The sequence below is a fragment of the Chitinophaga polysaccharea genome, from assembly GCF_902150045.1.
Classification (GTDB): Bacteria; Bacteroidota; Bacteroidia; order Chitinophagales; family Chitinophagaceae; genus Chitinophaga; species Chitinophaga polysaccharea_A.
Genome location: NZ_CABFVU010000002.1, coordinates 1,030,420 through 1,052,189 on the forward strand (window position 1 = coordinate 1,030,420; position 21,770 = coordinate 1,052,189).

Consider the following 21,770-nt stretch of genomic DNA (forward strand, 5'->3'; position numbering starts at 1 on the left):
ATTCAATAGTAAAAGCAAAAATCAAAGTAATCATCGAAATCATCATAATCCTGAAAAAGACAAAATTCGCTAAATTTGTCGAAAAAACTCTCGTGTCCAGTCACTTACCAGCGGCACTGCTAGACTCATTAGCAGGACTTCCGGGTTATAACCGGGAAACATTTGAGCAGGTGCATGCCGCCGCCGAAAAAATTACTTCACTCCGATTGAATCCCAATAAAATAAAAGCGCCGGAACAGGTCAGTACTGTGTTGCAGTCACTGTCGGCCGATGGCGTAACCCAGGTACCGTGGAGTAGTCAGGGGTACTATTTGCCGGAACGGCCTTCCTTTACTTTTGATCCTTATTTTCATGCAGGCGCTTATTATGTGCAGGAAGCATCTTCCATGTTCCTGGAACAGGTGGTACGTGCAACAGTAGATCTGACGCAGTCGCTGAAGGTACTAGATCTCTGCGCTGCGCCGGGTGGAAAATCTACGCTGTTACAGTCGCTGATAAGTCGCGATAGCCTGCTGGTGGCCAATGAGGTGATCAAGGCAAGAGCGGGACTGCTGGCCGACAATCTTACAAAATGGGGTGCCGCCAACGTGGTGGTAAGCAATAATGACCCGCGCGATTTTTCAAGGCTGCCCGGTTATTTTGACCTGGCAGTGGTAGACGCGCCCTGTTCAGGTTCCGGCTTATTCCGCCGTGATCCGGAACTGGTGGAAGAATGGTCGCCAGAAAATGTAACCCTCTGCAGCCAGCGCCAGCAAAGGATCCTGGCAGATGTATTACCGGCTGTAAAAGAAGGCGGCGTTGTTATTTATTCAACCTGTTCTTTCTCTGAGGAAGAAGATGAAGCGATCCTGGATTGGCTGGCAGATCATTTTGAGCTGGAAAACATCCCGGTTCCGCTGGATACCGGGTGGAATATTGTTACAACGGCAACGCATAAACGAAACTGTACAGGCTACCGGTTTTATCCCGATCAATTGAAAGGGGAAGGGTTTTTTATTGCAGCATTCCGTAAACGTAGCGGTGAAACTCCCCGTAAACCAAAGCAGCATAAATCAATGGCACTCACTCCCCGGCAGCAGGAGGTGATCACTCCCTGGATAAATATCCCGGCAGATTACCAGTATTTTATGCACCAGGAAGAAGTATTGATCCTTCCTCCGTTACTGGCTGCAGAAATACCATTGTTGCGGCAACAATTGTATATTCGCAAAGCGGGCGTAAAAGCAGGGCATCCCAGTGCCAAGGAATTAATTCCCGATCATCAGCTGGCTGCGAGCATATTGGTGTCGGATGAATTACCATCGGTATCGCTGGATCTACGACAGGCATTGCAGTACCTGCGTAAGGAAGATCCCGTAGTGAGCACACGGGTGCGCGGCTGGGCGCTGATAAAATATGAAGGCATGAACCTCGGCTGGGCAAAGATTTTACCCAACCGCATGAACAATTACTACCCGAAAGAATTGCGTATCCTGAAAGAAATTACAGGACTGTAAAGAATACATAACTGCTATTTATCCGGGAATAATACCAACTTTGAAATACAGTGCCAACAGGAGCGCCGTTTATAACGGCTGCCACAACAAAAAGGGATTTTCTCCGTTTGGTTTATTAAATAATTTTGTCAATTTTAACGCATATATTCGTTGCCCGAAATAGCAGATAAAAATTTGAATATTCTGCTACATCATAAACAGAGTTAGTATGATAAAATCGATTCTTTCAATCGCATTGTTTGGTTTCAGTGCGGTAGCGGCGCAGGCGCAGGATACGCTTGAAGTGCAAGGTACCTCGCCTGCTCTCTACATATCCCATATTGTTAAAAAAGGAGAAAATTTCTATAGCCTCAGCCGCGCTTATGGCTTGCCGCCAAAAGAAATTGCCGCAGCCAATAAAGTGAGTATGGACCAGGGTTTACAGCTGGGACGCAAGCTGCATATCCCGCTTACTGCTGCTAACTTTTCACAGAAGGCAGATGCTTCCGGCAAACCGGTATATCATAAAGTTGCTGAAAAGGAAACTTTATACCGCGTGAGTGTAAACTATAACAAAGTACCACTGGATAATATCCGGCAGTGGAACAGCTTTTCCGGTGACGGGCTGAAAAAAGACAGCTACATCATTGTAGGTTATGTGAAAGCAGCCGGCGGTGCAGCTGAAGCAGCTCCGCGTCCTGAAAAAGTAAAAGAGAAAGCCACTGCTGCACCGGAGCCGGTGGTTGTGTCAACTCCTCCACCGCCGCCCGCCGCAAAGGAAACGCCTAAGAAAGAGCCTGAGCCAACACCGGCAGAAGAAACATCTGCTCCTGTTGCTGCGGCACCTGCGCCCGCCCCTGTTAAATCTGCTCCTGTTAGCAGCAGCACCGATTTTGAGCAATTGTATGAACAACAGACCAACGGCGGCAAAAAAACTACTTCAGAAAAGGGCCCTGGTACCTGGTTTAAGAGCAATGCAGTAGGTAAATACTACGCGTTGCATAACACGGCGCCCCGCGGAACCATCATCAAAGTAACAAATCCGCTGAACGGTAAATCCGTATACGCAAAAGTACTGGACGTAATCCCACAGATGAAAGCCAATGCCGGCCTCATCATCAAGCTGAGCGACAGTGCCATGCAGGCGCTCGGCAGCAATGAAACGAAGTTTTATTGCGAACTGAGTTACGAGGATTAGCGGATTTTGTCTTTTTCAGGATTAAGATGATTTTGCTGATTATATTTTTGGGATTTAATAAAGACTAAGGGAGATATAAGCCGGTACATCTGCTTATATCTCCCTTAATTATTATCAAAATTCAATAGTAAAAGCAAAAATCAGGGTAATCATCGAAATCATCTTAATCCTGAAAAAGACAAAACCCGCTTATATCTCAAACCCAAACCCAAAAGCAAAAATCAAAGTAATCATCGAAATCATCATAATCAGTGTTCCAAGACAAAAGCCGAAGGCGCTCCTACACAAAACGGTAACCCCGCAGAAACGCTTCCACATCCATTCTCTTCTTGCCTTCCAGCTGGATCTCATCCAGGTAGAGGTAGCCATCAGGAGCTGCTATTTTGATGTATGATTTCTGATCAGTATCAAAGTCGCCCGGCGTTTTGGAAGGCGTAGTATGTTCTTTACGGGCTTTGTAAATTTTCAGGGTTTTGCCCTGGAAAATGGTCCATGCTGCCGGATAGGGGCTCAGGCCGCGTACCAGGTTGTAGATATTATCTAATGGCTGCTGCCAGTTGATCTGGCAGGTTTCCTTAAATATTTTTGGTGCATGTTTGATGTCGGCGGCCGGAATATGCGCCTGTGGCGTTTCTTTTACATTGCCTGCTGCAATGGCCTGTACTGTTTTCAACAGCAAACGGGCGCCGGTATGCATCAGGGCGTCGTGCAGTTCGCCGGCGGTTTCATCTTCCCGGATAGCCACCTCGTCGCTGAACAGGATGTCGCCGGTATCAATTTCATGCTGTAGTTTGAAGGTGGTAACGCCGGATGCTTTTTCACCGTTGATAATGGCCCAGTTAACAGGCGCCGCGCCGCGGTAGTTGGGCAATAGCGACGCATGTACATTGATAGTGCCTTCCGGCGGCATATTCCACACTATTTCCGGCAGCATACGGAATGCCACTACTACCTGCAGATCAGCTTTCAGTTCCTTTAAGGCGGCAATGAAATCGGGGTTTTTCAGTTTCTCCGGCTGCAGCACCGTTAGCCCTTTACTCACTGCATATTGTTTCACAGCGCTTTGTTGCAGTTGTAAGCCGCGGCCGGCGGGCTTGTCGGGGGCAGTGATCACGCCTACTACATTAAACCCGTTCTGTACCAGTATATCAAGGGAGGCCACTGCAAAATCAGGGGTACCCATAAAAACAATGCGAAGATCTTTACTCATAGGATGCAAAAATAATGACCTTTCACCGATTTTAATGAATGATATGCTGCCGGGATGGTAATCGCTTCAAATATAGAGTGGACGGGGAGCGGACATGCCTGGGACATAAACAGCGGTTGCACTAAAGGTGGACTTGATGCCCGGTAAAGGTATACCTGATCTGTTCCCCCGATAATTACAAAGGGAGACAAAAGCGAACTGTTATCTCCCTTTGTCTTAATAACAGTTCACGTTTAATACAACAAATACCTGGCCCGGATAACCTTAAACATTGCCAGACCCGGCTCCCAGCTTTTGCGGATCTCCGCTTCGGAAAGCCCTTTTACGATCTGTTGCTGCAGGATGTTGTTGCCTGCCAGTTTGCTGAAGAAAGGTATGAAGAACTTTGATTTATCAGGAAACATACGATACGCCTCCAGCAGCCATTTCAGTTCAATTTTCCGGCCGGCATGCGGTGTGGCTTCCGGTGCGTTGCTCAGGTCAGATCCGTAGCACAGCTGGTCTTTCAGCACCGGCGTTGGATTGATAGCACTTGCGCGGGGCGTAAAAGAATAACCCTGTTTTGGAAAAGAAGGTGAGCCATATACCTGGAAAGGCTTATCGGTGCCGCGTCCCAGGCTAATGACCGTGCCTTCAAAAAAGCAAAGGGAGGGATACAGGTTGATGGCAGCCATATTGGGCAGGTTGGGCGAGGGTTTGATGGGTACGCGGTAAAATGTTTTGTGACTGTAGTTCTCACAGGGAATCACTTTAATATCGCATTGCAGGCCGTTGCGGAGCATATGTTCGCCGTTCAGCATCCGCGCGTATTCTGCGATGGTCATGCCATGCACAACGGGAATGGGCTGCATGCCAATAAAGGAACGGTAAGCGGTATCGAGGATAGGACCGTCAACATAATCGCCATTGGGATTAGGGCGGTCAAGGATCACCAGCGTTTTTTTATTTTCCGCAGCAGATTCCATCAGCTCCTGCAGGGAGGAGATATATGTAAAAAAACGGGTGCCTACGTCCTGGATATCAAACAACAGGATATCCACATCTTTGAGATCGGCTGCAGTGGCTTTACGGTGCTGCCCGTAAAGCGATACAATTGGAATACCGGTAGCGGAATCAATGCTGTTGGCCACTTTTTCACCATGCCCTGCATTGCCGCGGAAACCGTGCTCAGGACTGAAGATCTTTTGAATTTTTACATGCAGTTTCAGCAGGGTATCTACCAGGTGGGTTTGATCGATAGTGGCGGTTTGGTTCACCATCATGGCTACCCGCTTGTTTTTCAGCAGCGGCAGGTAACGCGCGGTTTGTGTGGCACCTGGTAACACATGTTCCGCGTATTGCGCGGAGGCTTCATATATGCAGCCTGCCAGGAGGATGCAAAGGAGGAGAATACGGTTCATACCGTTAAGATAATGCAAAGCTTTAAAAAGCGGGTATTATAGCTGCTTTTTGTATCTTGCGCGTAATTATTAACACTAAACAATTATTTTTTATGCAAACTGTTAAAAACGGGGATACAGTAAAGGTGCACTACCATGGCCGTTTAACGAATGGAACTACCTTTGATTCTTCTGAAGGTAGAGCTCCGCTCGAATTCAAGGTAGGCGCCGGCATGGTGATCAAAGGTTTTGAGAATGGTGTGCTGGACATGAAAGTTGGCGACAAGAAAACCATTCATATCCCTGTTGACCAGGCATATGGCCCCAAAAGCGATGAAATGATCATGGATTTTCCAAAAGAAAATATCCCTGCTGATCTGAATCCTGAAGTAGGTATGGAACTGCAGATGAGCAACCCGCAGGGACAGGTTTTCCAGGTAAAAGTAGCTGCTATTGGCGACGAATTTATTACCCTGGATGCTAACCATGCACTGGCTGGCGAAGACCTGGTATTTGACCTCGAACTGGTTGAAATCGTATAATATTCAGGTATCTTTTTATTTACGGATGCAGGAATGGTTGTTGAAACTATCCGGCATCCGTAATTTTTTTCCGGGAGATGGGGATATGGATGTACGCCGGCTTTGCAAAAACCGTTTGCCGGCTGCACTGTTCAGGAAGAGGCTTCCGGGCCCCGGTAAATGGCCTGCATCTCCCGCAGGCAATCTGCACAAAGACAACCATTATAATGCTGCTGGATAAAGTACCGCTCCTCTTCGGTTAACACTACGTCCTGGCACTGGCAGCGCAGGATAGTGCCTACGCGGCATTCAAAGGTGCATTCGCACCGTGGGCAGGATACGGTTTCATGACATGCCATTTCTAAAATTACGGATTTCAGACGGCATTTGAACAGAAGAGCGCCGGTACTGCCAATGGCATATCAACATAACCCGGCATGCACATGCAACACCAGGATGCATACAGTATCAATGCACCCGGCATTACATGTGCGCCAATGCCATGTTAACCGCCAACCGCCAGCCTCATATTCTTTGCGGCGGTAACCATATTCCGCAATGCCATTTCCGTTTCCGGCCATTTTCTTGTTTTCAGTCCGCAGTCGGGGTTCACCCAGATATTACGCAAGGGCAGCAGTGCCGCCGCCTTATGCAGTAATGCCTCCATTTCCGCTACGGCCGGCACTCTGGGAGAGTGGATGTCATATACTCCCGGACCGGTTTCGTTGGGATATTTAAAGCCTGCAAACGCTTCCAGCAGCTCCATCTGTGAGCGTGACGTTTCTATGGTGATCACATCTGCATCCATCGCAGCGATATGTTCAATGATATCATTAAACTCCGCGTAGCACATGTGCGTGTGGATCTGTGTGGCATCATCCACAGTGCTTACCGCCAGGCGGAAGGCTTTCACCGCTTCGCTGAGATAATCGCTGCGTTGCGCTTTGCGCAATGGCAAACCCTCACGGAGCGCCGGCTCATCTACCTGTATCACGGTGATGCCGGCATCTTCCAGGTCTTTCACTTCATCGCGGATAGCCAGGGCAATTTGCATGGCGGTTTGCATACGTGGCTGATCATTCCTTACAAAAGACCATTGCAGGATAGTAACCGGGCCGGTGAGCATGCCTTTAACGGGCCTGCTGGTAAGTGATTGCGCAAAACGGCTCCAGGCAACGGTCATGGGCGCCGGCCTTTGCACATCTCCAAAAATAACCGGCGGTTTTACACAACGGGTACCATAACTCTGTACCCATCCGTTTTGTGTAAATACAAATCCATCCAGTTGCTCGCCAAAGTATTCCACCATATCGTTCCGCTCAAACTCGCCATGCACCAGCACATCCAGTCCCAGGTTTTCCTGGCGGTAAATGGTTTCTGTAATGGCCTGGCTTATATCGGCGTTATAGGTTTCGGGGGTGATAACGCCTTTTTTCAGATCAGCCCGGAGCTGTCTTATTTCCGTGGTTTGCGGAAATGAGCCGATGGTGGTGGTAGGGAACAAGGGCAATTGTAATACCGATTGCTGTAATTTCTGGCGGTGCGGGAAGATGCTGTGCCGCTGTGTATCCGCTGTGGTAATACTTTGCAGCCTGGCTTTTACTTCCGGCACATGGATGCGGGAAGATGTTCTGCGGTTGTTCATCACTGTTTCGTTATCAGTGAGCAGGGAAGTGTTGCCGGCAATAATCTGTTTCAGCGCTGTTACTTCGGCCACTTTCTGTTTGGCAAAGGCCATCCATTGTTTTATTTCCGGGTCCAGCGCTGTTTCATTTTCCAGGTTGTATGGCACATGCAGCAGGGAACAGGAAGTGCCCAGCAGCACCCGTTCTTCACCGATCTGTTGTATGGCCTTTTCGATCAGTTGCACGGAAGCAGCATAATCATTTTTCCAGATATTACGGCCATCCACCACACCGAGCGATAACATTTTATCTGCCGGTAATGCGGCCAGCACAGTATCCAGTTGCTCCGGAGCCCTTACCAGGTCTATATGCACCGCCTGTACCGGCAACTGCAAAGCCAGGCTGGTGTTATCTTCCAGGCCTCCGAAGTAAGTGGTCAGCAATATTTTAAGAGAAGGCAATGCCTGGCTTACCGCAGTGTATGCCACCTGGTAAAGGTTGCTGGTAGCGGGGTCCAGGTCGGTCACCAGGAAAGGCTCATCCAGTTGTATCCAGCTGGCGCCGGCCTGCTGAAGGGATCTTAACAGTTCTATATATGCGGGGAGCAGTTTTTCCAGCAGCAGGGAACGGGTAAGCTCATCTCCTTTGATTTTCCCGGATAAAATAAAGGTGACAGGGCCTATTAGTACAGGTTTGGTGGTGATACCATGACTGAGGGCTTCTTTAAATTCAGCTACACATTTAGGCTGGTGCACACTGTATTGCTGGGCCGGTTCAAACTCCGGTACCAGGTAATGGTAGTTGGTATCAAACCACTTGGTCATTTCCATCGCGGTGATATCAAAGTTATTCTTCTGGTAACCCCTTGCCATCGCAAAGTACAGCTCCGGGCAGGCGGGATTGGCAAATGTTTGCTGCAGCGCTTTGAAGCGGGAAGGAATTACACCAAGGGTGATGCACATATCCAGTACCTGGTCGTACCAGGAGAAATCGTTGGAAGGGATCAGGTCAACACCTGCTTCCTGTAATAAGCTCCAGTTCTCTTTTCGTAGCTGCCTTGACGTTAGTTCAAGACGTTCCAGTGAAATTTTTCCGGCCCAGTAGTTTTCGCAGGCTTTTTTCAGCTCCCGCTGGCTACCTATTCTTGGATAGCCTGGTATGTTGGTAAGCATATATAGGATGTATTTTATTCTACACAAACCTATTATTATTGCTTCTTTGTTCGATACTTTGATTAAATTTTAGATTTTTGTCTTAGAAAAAGATGATTTTAAAGAATAATTTACTGTCCGGCATATTGTGAGAGGTGGTAAAACAGAATAATCTACGGCAGGAGTGTGAAGCTGTTTTTCCTTAGGTTTGCAATATGTTTACAAATTACTCATATACAGTAGATAAACGCTTCATGCGTTACGCACAGATAGATACACAGTCGGACCCGACGAGCAGCACTTTCCCTACCACTGAAAAACAGAAGGATCTTTCCCGGCTGCTGGTAAAAGAACTACAGGAAATGGGTATTACCGATGCAGAGCTGGATGAACATGGTTATGTATATGCCACTATCCCGGCCAATACCGACAAGAAAGTTCCGGTGATCTGTTTTTGTTCACATGTGGATACTTCTTCAGACAGCAGCGGTACAGGTGTAAAGCCAATTGTACACCACGGATATGATGGGGGCGATATTGTGCTGCCCGACGATGAAACAGTAGTGATCAGTGCAAAAGAGCATCCTTACCTGGCCAGCAAAAAAGGCGACGATATTATTACTGCCAGCGGCACCACCCTGCTGGGAGCAGACGATAAGGCCGGTGTGGCGGAGATCATGGACGCCGCTAATTTCCTGATGACGCACCCGGATGTAAAACACGGAAAGATCCGCATCCTGTTTACACCCGACGAGGAAGTAGGCCGTGGTGTGGAAAAAGTGGATATGAAGAAACTGGCAGCCGATTTTGGCTATACCATGGATGGAGGCGAACTGGGCTCCCTGGAAGATGAAAATTTCTCAGCGGATGGTGCGAAGATCACAGTGTATGGCATCAGCGCGCATCCCGGCGCCGCAAAGGATAAACTGGTAAGCGCTATTAAAATAGCCGGCGAAATCGTAGATGCGTTACCGAAAGACAGTCTTTCCCCTGAAACCACCGACGGCAGGGAAGGCTTTATTCACCCGGTACGTATACAGGGTACCGTGGAAAAAACGGAAATAGATTTTATTATCCGCGACTTTGAAACGGCTCACCTGGAAGCGCATGAAACCTTCCTGCGCCGGATCATGGATAAGGTGCTGGCAAAACATCATGGTGCAAAGGCCACCCTGAAAGTAACGGAGCAATACCGCAATATGAAAGAGGTGCTGGTAAACCACCCGGAAGTAACGGCAAATGCAGCGGAAGCCATCCGCCGGGCAGGCGTGCAGCCCCTGAGAATGAGCATCCGTGGCGGTACAGACGGTTCCCGGTTATCTTTCATGGGATTGCCCTGCCCTAATATTTTTACCGGGGAAATGGCGCTTCACAGCAAACATGAATACGTAAGCATACAGGATATGCAGAAAGCGGTGCAAACAATTGTATATCTGGCACAGGTTTGGGAAGAGAAGGCATAAAATATTGCAGTGAACATTAGCAAATATTTTATTACTTTAACCGTTTATAGTAGTGATCTACTTATGCACCCGTTAAAATATAGTTCATGTTGTTAGGTTTTATTACATTATTACAGGATTCCCTTTTACTTCCCAAAGCAGATACAGTAGCCCAGGGTATTGCCGCCAGCGGCGCCCCGGCACCGGAAATTCATCTCATAGATATGCTGATGAAAGGTGGCGTACTGATGATCCCGTTGGGAATACTCTCCCTGATAGCCGTGTACGTATTCGTGGAAAGGGCCATCACCATCAGTAAAGCCGGCCGGCTGCCTGATAACTTTATGCCCATGATCCGCGACCAGATCACCACAGGTAATATGATGTCTGCCAGGTCACTGGCCAAAAACACTTACGGGCCCATTGCCCGTATGATCGAAAAAGGCATTCAGCGTATAGGCAAGCCAATTGAGAATATTGAAAAATCAATGGAAAATGTGGGTAAGCTGGAGATCTACCGGATGGAAAAGAACCTGGTGATCCTGTCTATCATTGCCGGTATCGCCCCTATGTTCGGGTTCCTGGGTACCATTGCAGGTATGATCCAAACCTTTTTCAATATCTCCATCACTTCAGATATTACACTGGGCACCATTGCCGGCGGTATCTACGTAAAAATGATCACCTCCGCTTCCGGGCTGATTATCGGTATCGTGGCTTTCATCGGCTACAGTTACCTCAATGCCCAGATAGATAAGGTAGTAAACAAGATGGAAGGCGCCTCTGCTGAATTCATCGATATTCTGCAGGAACCAACCCGCTAAAACCACCCTCATGAATTTACGCAGACGAAATAAGAGGCAGGTGGAAATGCACAACTCAGCACTGAATGATATCCTGTTCATTCTGTTGTTGTTCTTCCTGATCGTTTCCACCCTGGCCAATCCGAATGTGATTAAGCTGCTGCTGCCGAAAGCGAAGAGCAATACCAAATCGAAACAAACGGTAGTGGTAAGCATCAACGATAAACGCGAGTTTTTTGTTGGCACCAATAAAGTGACCTTCGATCACCTGAAACAGGCGCTGGCGCCTTCTATCGGTAATGAAAAAATTGATCCCACCATTGTGATCAATGCAGAGAAATCTGTGCCTGTGGAGGATGTAGTGAGTGTGATGGAAGTAGCCAGGGAGATGGGCGCCAAAGTGGTACTGGCCACCGCGCATAAGTAAGATGCCTTAACTTTTTTAACAGGACCTGGCGGTACCATACCACCAGGTCTTTTTATTTTTATATCTTTTTGCCCTTTACCATCCTGTCTTTCCCAAACATATCCTGCTTCAGTATTACTTCCGCAAAACCGGTTTGCTCCATCAATGCCACCACTTCTTTTCCCAGCGCCTCATTGATCTCAAAATAGAGCGTACCGCCGGGAACCAGCCGGGAAAGGGCCATTTGGGAGATGTGCCGGTAAAAGAGCAGCGCATCGTTGTCCGGTACAAACAGTGCGAGGGATGGTTCAAAGCCCCAAACCGATTCCTGCATGCCGGTTTGTTCGCTCTGTGTTATATAAGGGGGATTGCTCACTATCATGTCGAATTCCGGCAGGCCCGCCACCTGCACGGTATTCAGGGCATCCATATGCAGGAAATTAACCTCCAGCCGTAACCGCGCTGCATTGCTGCGGGCCACTTCCAGCGCGCCTTCACTTACATCTATGGCAGATACCTGTGCATCCGGCAATGATTTTTTCAGGGCCAGCGGAATACATCCGCTGCCGGTGCCCACATCCAGCAGGTGAAGCCTGTGGCGGTGTGCAGCGTCATGTACCATCCATTCCACCAGCTCTTCTGTTTCAGGGCGGGGGATCAGTACATTTTTATTTACCAGCAGCTCCATACCGTAAAACCAGCTGCTGCCGGTAATATACCGTACCGGTTCATGCCGTTGCAGGGCTTCTATGGCCAATTTCAGCCGCTGATTCTGATCGGGGGAAAGGATCTTTGTTTTATGAACAATCCGGTCCAGTTTACTCATGCCCGTTAGGTATTCCATTACAATATGGGCAATATTGGCGGCTTCCCGCTCATCATATAGGTCACTGATGGCGCCTGTAATATAGGTAAAGGCCGTTTGTATAGTCAATATAATCAGTTTAAGAAAATGTGAGAGGAAAAATGCAGACCTGTGGCGGCTTTTTCCATTCGGTAAAAACGATACATTTGCAAAAATATTACTTCGCCTGGTGATTATGAATAGCACATTCAATGAATTTTATATGCAGCGTTGCCTGGAACTGGCCGCTATGGGCGCCGGACAGGTGGCGCCTAATCCCATGGTGGGCGCCGTATTGGTGCACCAGGGGCGCATCATCGGCGAAGGCTATCACCGGCAATACGGGCAGGCCCATGCTGAGGTGAACTGTGTGAACAGCGTAGCAGAGGAGGAACGCTCACTTATCCCGCTGGCTACCATGTATGTAAGCCTGGAGCCCTGTGCACATCATGGTAAAACGCCGCCCTGCGCAGATCTTATCGTGGCACAGGGAATAAAACAGGTGGTGATCGGCTGCGTGGATACCTTTTCAGCCGTAGCAGGAAAAGGTATAGAGAAGCTGGAAAAAGCAGGCATACAGGTGGAAACAGGCGTGCTGGAAGCAGAATGCCGGCAAATCAACCGCCGCTTTTTTACCTTTCACGAACAGCAGCGGCCTTATATTGTACTGAAATGGGCACAAAGCCGCAATGGCCTGGTGGCCGGCGCCGGCGGTGTACCGGTGCGGATATCCAATAAGTACAGCGATCGGCTGGTGCACAAATGGCGCAGCGAGGAAATGGGCATCCTGGCAGGTACCCGCACCGCTATTAACGACAACCCCCGGCTTAATAACCGGCTGTGGACAGGGAAAGACCCGGTTCGCATTATCATAGACCGCCACCTCCAGGTGCCGCGCTCACATCATGTATGGGATGGCAGTATTCCTACTATTTTTATTACGGCCAATGCCGCGGAAACCCACGGCCTTACTGAAACCCTGTCCCTCGATTTCAGCGCCGCACTGCTGCCACAGCTGATGCAGCAATTGCACCTGCGGCAAATACAGAGCATCCTCGTGGAAGGAGGCAGCACTACGCTGCAGCAATTTATTGCAGCCGGCCTGTGGGATGAGGCCCGGGTTATAACAGGTACGGATACACTGCCGGAAGGACCCGCAGCACCGGTGCTCACCAATGCCTCGCTTACGCATACCCTGCAGGTGGCGGGCGACCGCATTGATTTTTATCATCCCGCGTAGTTTTAAACGCGTATTAAATTATTTTGATGGAGGTTTATTTTACAATTGATAAAACAGCTGTAGCAGAGTTTAAAGACAGGGGAAGCAAATTCCTGGCCTACGCTTTTCCCGTTAAATCGCCGGAGGAAGTGAAAGAATGCCTGGGAGAAGTGAAAAAAGAACACCCCAAGGCCACCCATCATTGTTATGCCTACCGCCTTGGTACTGCAGGGCTGCAGTTCCGCGCCAGCGACGATGGAGAGCCTTCCGGTTCTGCGGGCAAACCCATCCTGGGACAGATAGACAGTAAGCAGATTACGGATGTGCTCATTGTGGTGGTCCGCTATTTCGGCGGAAGCCTGCTTGGCGTGCCCGGGCTCATTAATGCGTATAAGATGAGTGCAGCCATGGTACTGCAGCTGATCCCCGTGATCCAGAAAAATATAGAGGCAAAATACCATCTCAGCTTCGACTATACCATTATGAACGATGTAATGATGGTAGTAAAGCAAAATAACTGCACCGTTATTTCCCAGGAGCTCCAGCTGTTCTGCGAAATGGTGATCGGTGTTCCGAAATCAGGTGAGGAGCTATGCCTGCTGCGCTTAAAGGATATTTACGGATTACAGGTACAGCCACAAAAATCCTGACCCACCTTAAGGATGATCCTGGTTCGCAGTCACGTGTTATAACATGTAGATAGGAATCCGTACATCAGGATCATCTCCCCAAAAAATTAACCCGGAAATATTTGAAATGAGCCGGATGTAATATAAATTTCCTTAAATTTATTTTTGTTAACTAGGATTTTCTTAACCCGTTTTCCGGTGTTTTTTTGAGATGGAGACCTGCGCGGAATGCAGTCCCCATCTGCCTTTTCAGATCAGATATAGGAACCATATTAATATTAAAAGCCCCCCTGTATATGTTACATACCATAACAACCGTATCTATTGCTGACAAACAGTTTAAACAATTTCATTCATTACGCCTGGAACAACAGTTACAGGGACATCATTATTTTGAGCTGAAAATAGGGTACGACTGGCTGCAGGAACTGGGGCCAGGTATGGTATCAGCTACCAAGGCTTTCCTGGGAAAGGAAGTGAGCATTACCATCCAGGCGTTTGAACAGTTGCAGTCGTATGAGCCCCTTATTTTCAACGGCATTGTGATGTCTGTAAGCTCAGGGAAGGAAAGCGACGGTACACACGGGTTTTGTGCGATCCGCGGATACAGCCCTACTATCCTGCTGAACAACGATCTGCATATACAGGCCTTTGAAAACCAGGATCTCGCCACTATCGTGAACACTACACTGAAAGCCTGCGGCCCCTATGTGGCACGTCCTCTGGTAGATCCCGGTACCACATCAACGCTGAAGTATATTGTGCAATACAAGGAAAATTCGTTCGATTTTCTCCGCCGCCTCTCCGAGCGCTTCGGCGAATGGTTCTTTTACAACGGGCAACAGCTGGTTTTCGGGAAATACCAGCCCAGGGAAGTATCACTGGTACACCTGGTTGACCTCATGAGCTTCGACCTGGAAATGAAAGTACAACCCAACAACCAGCAGTTGCACGGGTACGATTACCGGAACAGTAAAGTAGTGGAAAACACTACGCTGGCACAGCCTGCCGGAAAGGTGAACGACTATACCTCACATGTACAGGGGCTCAGCGAAAAATTGTACAGCAATACTTCTACCTATAAAATGAATCATGCGTTTACCAGCAATGCCAAAGCCGAACTGGATACACTGATCACCCGCCAGAAAAAAGGGCGCATGGCTGCCATGGTACAGCTGAAAGGCAGTAGCAGGCAAACTTCCCTGCGGGTGGGAGATCATATCTCCATCAGGGAAAATGTATACGCAAATGACGACCACGGTAAATTTATGATATGGGGGCTTACGCATCATGTAACCGGCAATGGCGACTATTACAACGAGTTTGAAGGTATTCCTGCAGATGCGGCAGCACCACCGGTGAACCTGGAAAATATCCCCTTCAGTGAAGCGCAGAGCGCCACTGTGGTAGATAATCATGACCCTAAAGACCTGGGACGGGTAAGGGCCCGCTTTAAATGGCAGCAACAGGGCATGACCCCCTGGATGAGAGTGGTAGCCCCCCACGGCGGCGGCAGTAAAGGCATGTACATGGTACCGGAAAAAGGAGAGGAAGTGGTAGTGGATTTTGAAGGCGGTAATCCTGAACTGCCCTTTGTACTGGGAACTACCTACAACGGGGAAGGCAAATCAGGATTTGGCACCGCCAATAACGATATGAAAGCCATCCGTACCCGCACCGGTATCTCTATTTTACTGAATGATGCCGATGGCAGTGTCACTATCCTGGATAAATCGGGTAACAAGATCTTCATAGATGGTACTGATAAAATGTCTCTCTTCGCAAAAAATAAAATGGAGATCTCTTCCAAGGAAGTCACCATCACTTCCGAAAAATTTTCCATAGGCGCCTCAGAGCAAGGCTCTATTGTAGCCAAGAAAGGAATTTACCTCGAAGGTTCCGAAACTGTGACCGTAAATAGTAAGGATGCCATAGTAAAAGGAGGAGACTCGCTCACACTGATATCTAAAGACCTGCTCGCCTCCGGAAGCAAAAATGCCAATATTACCGGCGCTTCTGTAATGGTAAACGGGACTAAAGATGTTACTGTTAGCGGTAACGGAGATGTAGTGGTTTCCGGTGGACTGGTGAAAATAAATTCCTGATCCTCTAAAGCCAACTTATGACCACCTCACCAACTATAGGACAGGAATTTCATAAAGTAAGGGATACATGGGCTACCGCCGACAGTGACCGGCGCTGGAAGCTGGCCATCTGGCTGGTACAATATGCCGATGTGGATATCATCGATAAGTTCCTGGAAACAGAACGTACTGCCATTGGCGTTTTTAAGGAGATATTTTTCCGGTTTGATACGCCTTACCAGGAAGATCATACTGCTTATGAAACAGCATTGTGGAATGAATACCTGGAATGGTTTGAACCACTGCCACGCGAAGAGTATGATGTATACCAGGCACTGAAAAAAGACGGGCTGCTGAAAACAGACTATCATCCGGACCGCAGCCTGCCGCCAACAGTACAAAGCATCTGGAAGGAACTGCGCCGGCTTATGGGATGTATCCGCGGACTTGAAGACACCGGCTGCTGTGTTTATTTTCCTCCCCTGAGAACCGATCAGCCTGATGCAGGCAGCTGGTATACCGATGTACTTAAAAAAGGACTGCCTGAAGGCATCCGGTTAGTAACCATTGATGTGGTAACCAACCCCCGTATCACTATCCCCAAAGTATTTACAGAAAAGGTAAAAATATTACAGCCATCCCTCCAGATGGTGGCAGCAATTAACCATGAAATGGACAAAGGGGGTGGTAATTCCGATACCATCAGCACAGATGCCCGTTTCCGTAAACAGATCCGCAAAGTGCTGGATTGTACCACGCAACCGGGCACGCCGGCACTGGACCAGGAAGTGGCTGCACTGCTTTCCCTCAGCAAAAAAATGGGCGGGGAAGTACATGAAGTGGCCGGCATCATGATCGCTGCACAGGCTTATTTCATGGCGCGGGAATCTGATAAAAGCGCAGGCTATGCCAACAAAGCGATCCGGTTGTCGAGGCAGCTGATGGATAAAGGAGATCCTGCAGGATACCCCACCTGGAAATCCTGTATTATGATCCATGCAGCTATACTGGCGGGCAAAAAGAAAAGAAAACAGGCCATCGCGCTTTATGAAGCGCTGGCGCTGGAAGCTGTGAACAAAGGCGATGCCTTTATGATCATGGAAGGATACCGGCTTTGCGGACATCTGCATTATGAGCTGGGCCAGATGAACACAGCATTTGAAAATCTGTTGCTTGCCATGACCGGTGGCAGCTACCTGGAACGGGAAGTAAGAAGGCAGTCTACCTTCCTTCACGCAGCTGCTATGGCTGTACACCTATGTGAGAAGGTCAGGGGACCTGAAGATCTCCGTATACTGGAAAGCAACCTGCAGGAATTGCTGGGCGACGACTGGAATACACTGTTACAGGCGGAGGGCATGGACAAAGCCACCGTAAGACGCAAATCCACATTGTTTGAGTTTAACTAAGACCGTATCCCGCCGGGGATAAAGTAATCATATCATGGCTGTAGAAAATAAAGGCTTCGGGGCATTATTTGCAGAAAAGAAAAACTCACTGGACCATATCCAGAAAGGAATGGCCAGTATATTACCGGCTTTCCCCGGAATGCCCGCTGCAAAATATTTTGACCTCGGTATAGGCATAGATTTTCATGATTCGGTATTTCCTCCTTCTCCCTTATTACCGGTGCCTCATATCGGTATGGTGTTCGATATCATAGGAGCTATAATGGCCGCCATTGCCAGCGTAGTGCCGCCACCTCCGCCACCGCCGCCAGTGGAGGAAGGAAAAGAGCCGGAGCAGCAACCATTCTCGCTGGCAGCTACGGCACAAATGCTGGTGCATGCCCTGAGCCCTTCAGTAAAAGTACATAACCAGTGGGTAGCAAATGCAGGTACACCCATCCTGCATTTGCCCGCTATCATAGCACACCTGCCGTTTCCCATTGTGAAGCCGAAAGCCGCTTCCGAAATGTGGATGGGCAGTTCTACCGTGCTGGCAGATGGTGGTCCCTTTTCCACCCAGTTTCACCCGGCATTATCGTGTAACCTTGTGGGGTTACCATCTCCGCCACGGCTCAATAAAAAAAGTTCCGCCTTCGCCCTGATGGCGCCCACTTCAGTACTGCTGATCATGACATCCTCCGGGAAACCGGTGCTGGTAGGCGGTCCACCAATTATCGACCTGTTCCAGCTGATGTTTAAGCTGGGCCTGAAAGGATTGTCAAAAGCAGCAGGGGCGGCCCTGCAGAAGGTGATCAATAAAATAGAAAGCCGCTTTCCCAAACTGGCAGGCATACTGCAGGACTTTAAGTGTAAAAGGTTTGGAGAGCCCGTGGATGCAGCAAGCGGGCAGGTGGTTTCTTCCAATATAGATTTTCAGTTACCGGGGCCTATACCACTGGTATGGGAACGCACCTATTACAGCAGCGCGGAAGTACCCGGCCCATTGGGCTACAACTGGCATCACAGCTATCACCTCAGCGTGTATGACCTGCGTAATGGTTACTTCAGTATACGCCTGGCAGACGGCCGCGAAACAGTAATGCCTGCACTACCTGCAGGCGGCAGTTACTTTAACAGGATAGAACAATTATGGTGGCGCCGCGACAACAGCGGGTATTACCTGGAGAGTAAAGACCAACTTACCTATCGGTTCCATGCAAAACCGGCACATGACGGAAGTTGTATGCTTTCTGAAATCCTCAACCCCGCAGGATTCCATATACAGTTCCGGTATAACGGGCACGGCTATCTGCAACAGATCATCGACAGCAGCAACCGCGTGCTGCAGGTAACCACAGATGAGCAGGGCCGTATTGAATGCATTCATACCTACAAAGCAGCCACCCGTATTAACCTGGTGCGCTATGCCTATGATGAAGCAGGAAATATGGTGAGCACCACCAATGCGCGGGATGTGAGCAAATACTTTTTTTACAAAGGACATTTACTGGTGCGGTTAACAACCAAAACCGGGATGAACTTCTACTGGGAATATGACGGCAGCGGGGAAAACGCCCGTTGTATACATACCTGGGGAGATGGAGGAGTACTGGAATATCATGCGAAGTATGAGAAGGGAAAAACCACCACTACTAACAGCCTTGGGCATACCACCACTTACTGTTATGATGATCGTAACCTGATCAGTAAAATAACAGATGGTAACGGTGGCGTTGTCCTGCAACAATATAATCTCTACGAAGAACTGGAGGTAATTATAGATCCGGCAGGGAATACAATGAAGTTTGAATATGACGCGTTTGGAAATAAAGTGAAGGAAACCAATGAAAACGGAGAATCTACCGCGTTCTATTATGATGAAGCACAGCGGTTGGAAGGTATTAAAACACCAGCCGGCAGGAAACAGCAATGGGAATATAATGAACAGGGATTACCGGAAAGAAGAAAGACCATTGATGGAAATATAATCCGGTATGGATATACAGGTCCATATCTGACAAAAATCACTTACAACAATGGGCGCATTTTCAGGCTGGCATATGATGAGCAGCATAATCTTACCCGGCTCATTTCACCGGAAAATGCTGAATTGCATTGGAAATATGATGAACTGGGCCAGTTAATAAAAGAGATCACGGAAACAGGTTATTGGTACGAATATGATTACGATGCTTCCGGGAATATGATCCGCATGGAAGAAGCAAATGGTACCATCCAGCATTTTAGTTATGATGCTGCAGATAACCTGGTGCAGGCGGCAGATGGTCAGCGCGAAGTTAAATTCAGTTACGGGCCGCTGGGCGTATTAACGGGAAGAAGCCAGCAAGGCGTGAACATCCGGTTTAATTATGATAACGAATTGCAGTTGCGCAGCATTGCCAACGAAGGCGGGGAGCTGTACAGGCTGGAGCAGGACGCCAATGGCAATGTGATCAATGAATGGGGCTTCGATGGCGTACATTACCATTATGAACGGGACATCGCCGGAAGAGTGAGAAAAGTCATCCGTCCTGATAACCGCTGGACTGTTTGCGATTATGACGGCACCGGTTTACTGGTGCGGGAAGAACATTATGACGGTAGTGTAACGGCTTATGGATATAACAAGGACGGCCTGCTTACAGGCGCTTTTAATGAAGATGGCGCTGTAACTATTCAACGGGATAATTATGGTCGTGTAATCAGCGAAACGCAGGGAGCCTATGCTGTAACCCGCCGGTATAATGAGTGGGGTGATCCGGTTCTTGTGGAAAGCAGCCTGGGAGCTGCTATCACGTTAGAACACAATGGAGCGGGACAGGTGGAAAAAATGCAGGCCTCCAACGGATATCAGGATAGCTGGCAGGCACAGTGGAAACATAATGAAAGCGGGCTGGAAGTATTGCGGCAGCTTTCAGGCGGAGTAACAGTACAAACGCAACGCGACAAAGAGGGAAAGGTATTACGGCAATCCATTGGTGTACATAAAGCTGAACAAAGCCGTATACGGTATGATTGGGATAGAAACACACAGCTGCGCCGTATTGTGAATGAAATGAGCGGTATGCATACGCAGTTCGCATACGATGAATTTGATAACCTGGTGAGCGCCAGTTATAGTCAAACGGGAGGAACGGTTGCCGAAACAATTTATCGTGTACCTGATAGGCTGGGGCATCTTTTTAAAACACAGGCGCGGAAAGACCGTATATACGGAAAAGGCGGCCGGCTGCTGGAATGCCCGGATTATTTCTATTACTACGACGGAGAAGGAAATCTTATTTTCAAAGAATTCCGGCACAACAATAACAGTACTGCAGAAGATAAACGCCCCTGGGCAAAAGCAAATAAAATTACGCTCAATGGCAGCTATACAGGTTGGGCATATGAATGGAAGGCAAATGGATTGCTGGGAAAAGTGATCACTCCCAACGGCGGAGAAATTGTTTTTAGCTATGATCCGTTGGGCCGCCGTATTGCCAGGGTAAATAAACGGAAGCAGCAGGTAACCCGCTGGCTCTGGGATGGACATGTACCCTTGCATGAATGGCAATATACCGGTGATTACCCGCCGCATTTGCAGGCCGTGGCAGATGGAGCATTAGAGCTGGAACAGGAACCCGTGGAAAACCTGGTGACATGGATATTCGAAGAAAATTCATTTGTACCCTGCGCCAAACTCACTGCCAACGGTTCCTACAGTATTGTAACTGATTACCTGGGCACGCCCACACATGCCTTCGATGCTTCCGGAAACAAAGTATGGGAGCGGGAATTGGATTGCTATGGAAAAGTGCGGCATCTGCATGGTGATAGAACTTTTTGTAATTATCTTTATCAGGGACAGTATGAAGATACTGAAACAGGGTTGTGCTATAACAGGTTCAGATACTATGAACCGGATAGTGGAATGTTCATCTCCCAGGACCCGATTAAGTTAGCTTCCGGTGAGTTCAATCTTTATGCTTACGTGCGTGATCCAAATACCTGGATAGACGCCTGGGGATTGGAAGGGGAAGAAATGATAAGGGTATACCATTATACGGATATACGCGGATATAATGGTATTATGGGAAGCGGGAAAATTAACATGAGCGACCCGGGAGCCAGGGGAAAAGGGGCGATAGCAGGAAAACCCAAAGCAGTGTATGTGACAACTATGTCTCCCGAAGAACTAAAAGCCTCTAAAGCCCGTGGACAAATGGGCCTGACCAGGGAAAAGAGCCAGCGCTATATATCCTTTGAAATCGAAAAGAGTAAAGTGAAGAGGGTAGACCGGCAAGATGGCGTGAAACGGCTTTATATTGAAGAAGATATAGAATTAAGAGAATTAAAAGGGAAAAAGTATAGATTAAAAGAGGATGTCAGGGCAGGAGTGGGATGCGTCGATTAAAAT

16 protein-coding genes are annotated in these 21,770 nt (G+C 48.4%); 11 read left to right on the forward strand and 5 right to left on the reverse strand.

Annotation, left to right across the window (positions count from 1 at the left end; translation table 11 throughout):
* Positions 1–92 precede the first annotated feature (92 nt).
* Together FN124_RS18945 and FN124_RS18950 are read left to right on the forward strand one after the other, a co-directional pair.
* Complete coding sequence (locus FN124_RS18945) at positions 93–1,496, forward strand: methyltransferase RsmF C-terminal domain-like protein (protein ID WP_142686318.1); 1,404 nt, start codon at positions 93–95, stop codon at positions 1,494–1,496.
* 208 nt (positions 1,497–1,704) lie between these two features.
* Positions 1,705–2,673 carry a LysM peptidoglycan-binding domain-containing protein gene (locus FN124_RS18950; RefSeq protein ID WP_142686319.1) on the forward strand — a complete coding sequence of 323 codons (969 nt, stop codon included), beginning with the start codon at positions 1,705–1,707 and terminating at the stop codon, positions 2,671–2,673.
* 280 nt (positions 2,674–2,953) lie between these two features.
* On the opposite strand, the gene fmt is transcribed toward FN124_RS18950, so the two are convergent.
* Positions 2,954–3,883 (reverse strand): methionyl-tRNA formyltransferase, encoded by a 930-nt coding sequence (fmt, locus tag FN124_RS18955; RefSeq protein WP_260607508.1) that lies wholly within the window; start codon positions 3,881–3,883, stop codon positions 2,954–2,956.
* A 233-nt stretch (positions 3,884–4,116) separates the two neighbouring features.
* Positions 4,117–5,283: an exo-beta-N-acetylmuramidase NamZ family protein gene (locus FN124_RS18960; RefSeq protein ID WP_142686320.1), complete on the reverse strand. Its 1,167-nt coding sequence runs from the start codon at positions 5,281–5,283 to the stop codon at positions 4,117–4,119.
* Positions 5,284–5,375: 92 nt separating this feature from the next.
* On the opposite strand from FN124_RS18960, the gene FN124_RS18965 reads away from it, so the two are divergent.
* The gene (locus tag FN124_RS18965) at positions 5,376–5,804 is read left to right on the forward strand and encodes an FKBP-type peptidyl-prolyl cis-trans isomerase (protein ID WP_079470987.1); all 429 of its coding nucleotides are present in this window, start codon (positions 5,376–5,378) and stop codon (positions 5,802–5,804) included.
* Between the two features lie 131 nt (positions 5,805–5,935).
* Here the strand turns inward: FN124_RS18965 and FN124_RS18970 are convergent, their stop codons facing one another.
* Both FN124_RS18970 and metE read right to left on the reverse strand, forming a co-directional pair.
* Positions 5,936–6,142, reverse strand: a complete 207-nt coding sequence (locus tag FN124_RS18970; protein ID WP_142686321.1) for a cysteine-rich CWC family protein — start codon at positions 6,140–6,142, stop codon at positions 5,936–5,938.
* Positions 6,143–6,288: 146 nt separating this feature from the next.
* Positions 6,289–8,580, reverse strand: coding sequence for a 5-methyltetrahydropteroyltriglutamate--homocysteine S-methyltransferase (gene metE, locus FN124_RS18975; protein ID WP_142686322.1), 2,292 nt, complete (start codon positions 8,578–8,580; stop codon positions 6,289–6,291).
* A gap of 194 nt (positions 8,581–8,774) precedes the next feature.
* On the opposite strand from metE, the gene pepT reads away from it, so the two are divergent.
* The 3 genes from pepT (at position 8,775) to FN124_RS18990 (ending at position 11,231) form a co-directional block, all read left to right on the forward strand.
* Positions 8,775–10,022, forward strand: coding sequence for a peptidase T (pepT, locus tag FN124_RS18980; protein ID WP_142686323.1), 1,248 nt, complete (start codon positions 8,775–8,777; stop codon positions 10,020–10,022).
* A gap of 86 nt (positions 10,023–10,108) precedes the next feature.
* Entirely contained in the window at positions 10,109–10,825 is a 717-nt protein-coding gene (locus FN124_RS18985) for a MotA/TolQ/ExbB proton channel family protein (RefSeq protein WP_142686324.1), read from the forward strand.
* A gap of 10 nt (positions 10,826–10,835) precedes the next feature.
* Entirely contained in the window at positions 10,836–11,231 is a 396-nt protein-coding gene (locus FN124_RS18990) for an ExbD/TolR family protein (RefSeq protein WP_079470398.1), read from the forward strand.
* 58 nt (positions 11,232–11,289) lie between these two features.
* Here the strand turns inward: FN124_RS18990 and prmC are convergent, their stop codons facing one another.
* Positions 11,290–12,144: a peptide chain release factor N(5)-glutamine methyltransferase gene (prmC, locus tag FN124_RS18995; protein ID WP_185937262.1), complete on the reverse strand. Its 855-nt coding sequence runs from the start codon at positions 12,142–12,144 to the stop codon at positions 11,290–11,292.
* Positions 12,145–12,250: 106 nt separating this feature from the next.
* Here prmC and ribD point away from each other — a divergent pair, with 106 nt between their 5' ends.
* From ribD to FN124_RS19020, 5 genes are all read left to right on the forward strand, one after another.
* Positions 12,251–13,294, forward strand: coding sequence for a bifunctional diaminohydroxyphosphoribosylaminopyrimidine deaminase/5-amino-6-(5-phosphoribosylamino)uracil reductase RibD (ribD, locus tag FN124_RS19000; RefSeq protein WP_142686326.1), 1,044 nt, complete (start codon positions 12,251–12,253; stop codon positions 13,292–13,294).
* Positions 13,295–13,320: 26 nt separating this feature from the next.
* Complete coding sequence (locus tag FN124_RS19005; protein ID WP_142686327.1) at positions 13,321–13,923, forward strand: IMPACT family protein; 603 nt, start codon at positions 13,321–13,323, stop codon at positions 13,921–13,923.
* Positions 13,924–14,198: 275 nt separating this feature from the next.
* Positions 14,199–16,007 (forward strand): type VI secretion system Vgr family protein, encoded by a 1,809-nt coding sequence (locus FN124_RS19010; protein ID WP_142686328.1) that lies wholly within the window; start codon positions 14,199–14,201, stop codon positions 16,005–16,007.
* A 17-nt stretch (positions 16,008–16,024) separates the two neighbouring features.
* Entirely contained in the window at positions 16,025–17,395 is a 1,371-nt protein-coding gene (locus FN124_RS19015) for a hypothetical protein (protein WP_142686329.1), read from the forward strand.
* A 34-nt stretch (positions 17,396–17,429) separates the two neighbouring features.
* Positions 17,430–21,767 carry a DUF6531 domain-containing protein gene (locus FN124_RS19020; protein WP_142686330.1) on the forward strand — a complete coding sequence of 1,446 codons (4,338 nt, stop codon included), beginning with the start codon at positions 17,430–17,432 and terminating at the stop codon, positions 21,765–21,767.
* The last annotated feature ends 3 nt before the right edge of the window (positions 21,768–21,770 follow it).

What these genes read in the sequence shown, in the direction of transcription:
- FN124_RS18950 (WP_142686319.1), top strand. Translation starts at nt 1,705, where the DNA reads ATGATAAAATCGATTCTTTCAATCGCATTGTTTGGTTTCAGTGCGGTA.
- fmt (WP_260607508.1), bottom strand. Translation starts at nt 3,883, where the DNA reads ATGAGTAAAGATCTTCGCATTGTTTTTATGGGTACCCCTGATTTTGCA.
- FN124_RS18960 (WP_142686320.1), bottom strand. Translation starts at nt 5,283, where the DNA reads ATGAACCGTATTCTCCTCCTTTGCATCCTCCTGGCAGGCTGCATATAT.
- FN124_RS18965 (WP_079470987.1), top strand. Translation starts at nt 5,376, where the DNA reads ATGCAAACTGTTAAAAACGGGGATACAGTAAAGGTGCACTACCATGGC.
- FN124_RS18970 (WP_142686321.1), bottom strand. Translation starts at nt 6,142, where the DNA reads ATGGCATGTCATGAAACCGTATCCTGCCCACGGTGCGAATGCACCTTT.
- metE (WP_142686322.1), bottom strand. Translation starts at nt 8,580, where the DNA reads ATGCTTACCAACATACCAGGCTATCCAAGAATAGGTAGCCAGCGGGAG.
- pepT (WP_142686323.1), top strand. Translation starts at nt 8,775, where the DNA reads ATGTTTACAAATTACTCATATACAGTAGATAAACGCTTCATGCGTTAC.
- FN124_RS18985 (WP_142686324.1), top strand. Translation starts at nt 10,109, where the DNA reads ATGTTGTTAGGTTTTATTACATTATTACAGGATTCCCTTTTACTTCCC.
- FN124_RS18990 (WP_079470398.1), top strand. Translation starts at nt 10,836, where the DNA reads ATGAATTTACGCAGACGAAATAAGAGGCAGGTGGAAATGCACAACTCA.
- ribD (WP_142686326.1), top strand. Translation starts at nt 12,251, where the DNA reads ATGAATAGCACATTCAATGAATTTTATATGCAGCGTTGCCTGGAACTG.
- FN124_RS19005 (WP_142686327.1), top strand. Translation starts at nt 13,321, where the DNA reads ATGGAGGTTTATTTTACAATTGATAAAACAGCTGTAGCAGAGTTTAAA.
- FN124_RS19010 (WP_142686328.1), top strand. Translation starts at nt 14,199, where the DNA reads ATGTTACATACCATAACAACCGTATCTATTGCTGACAAACAGTTTAAA.
- FN124_RS19015 (WP_142686329.1), top strand. Translation starts at nt 16,025, where the DNA reads ATGACCACCTCACCAACTATAGGACAGGAATTTCATAAAGTAAGGGAT.
- FN124_RS19020 (WP_142686330.1), top strand. Translation starts at nt 17,430, where the DNA reads ATGGCTGTAGAAAATAAAGGCTTCGGGGCATTATTTGCAGAAAAGAAA.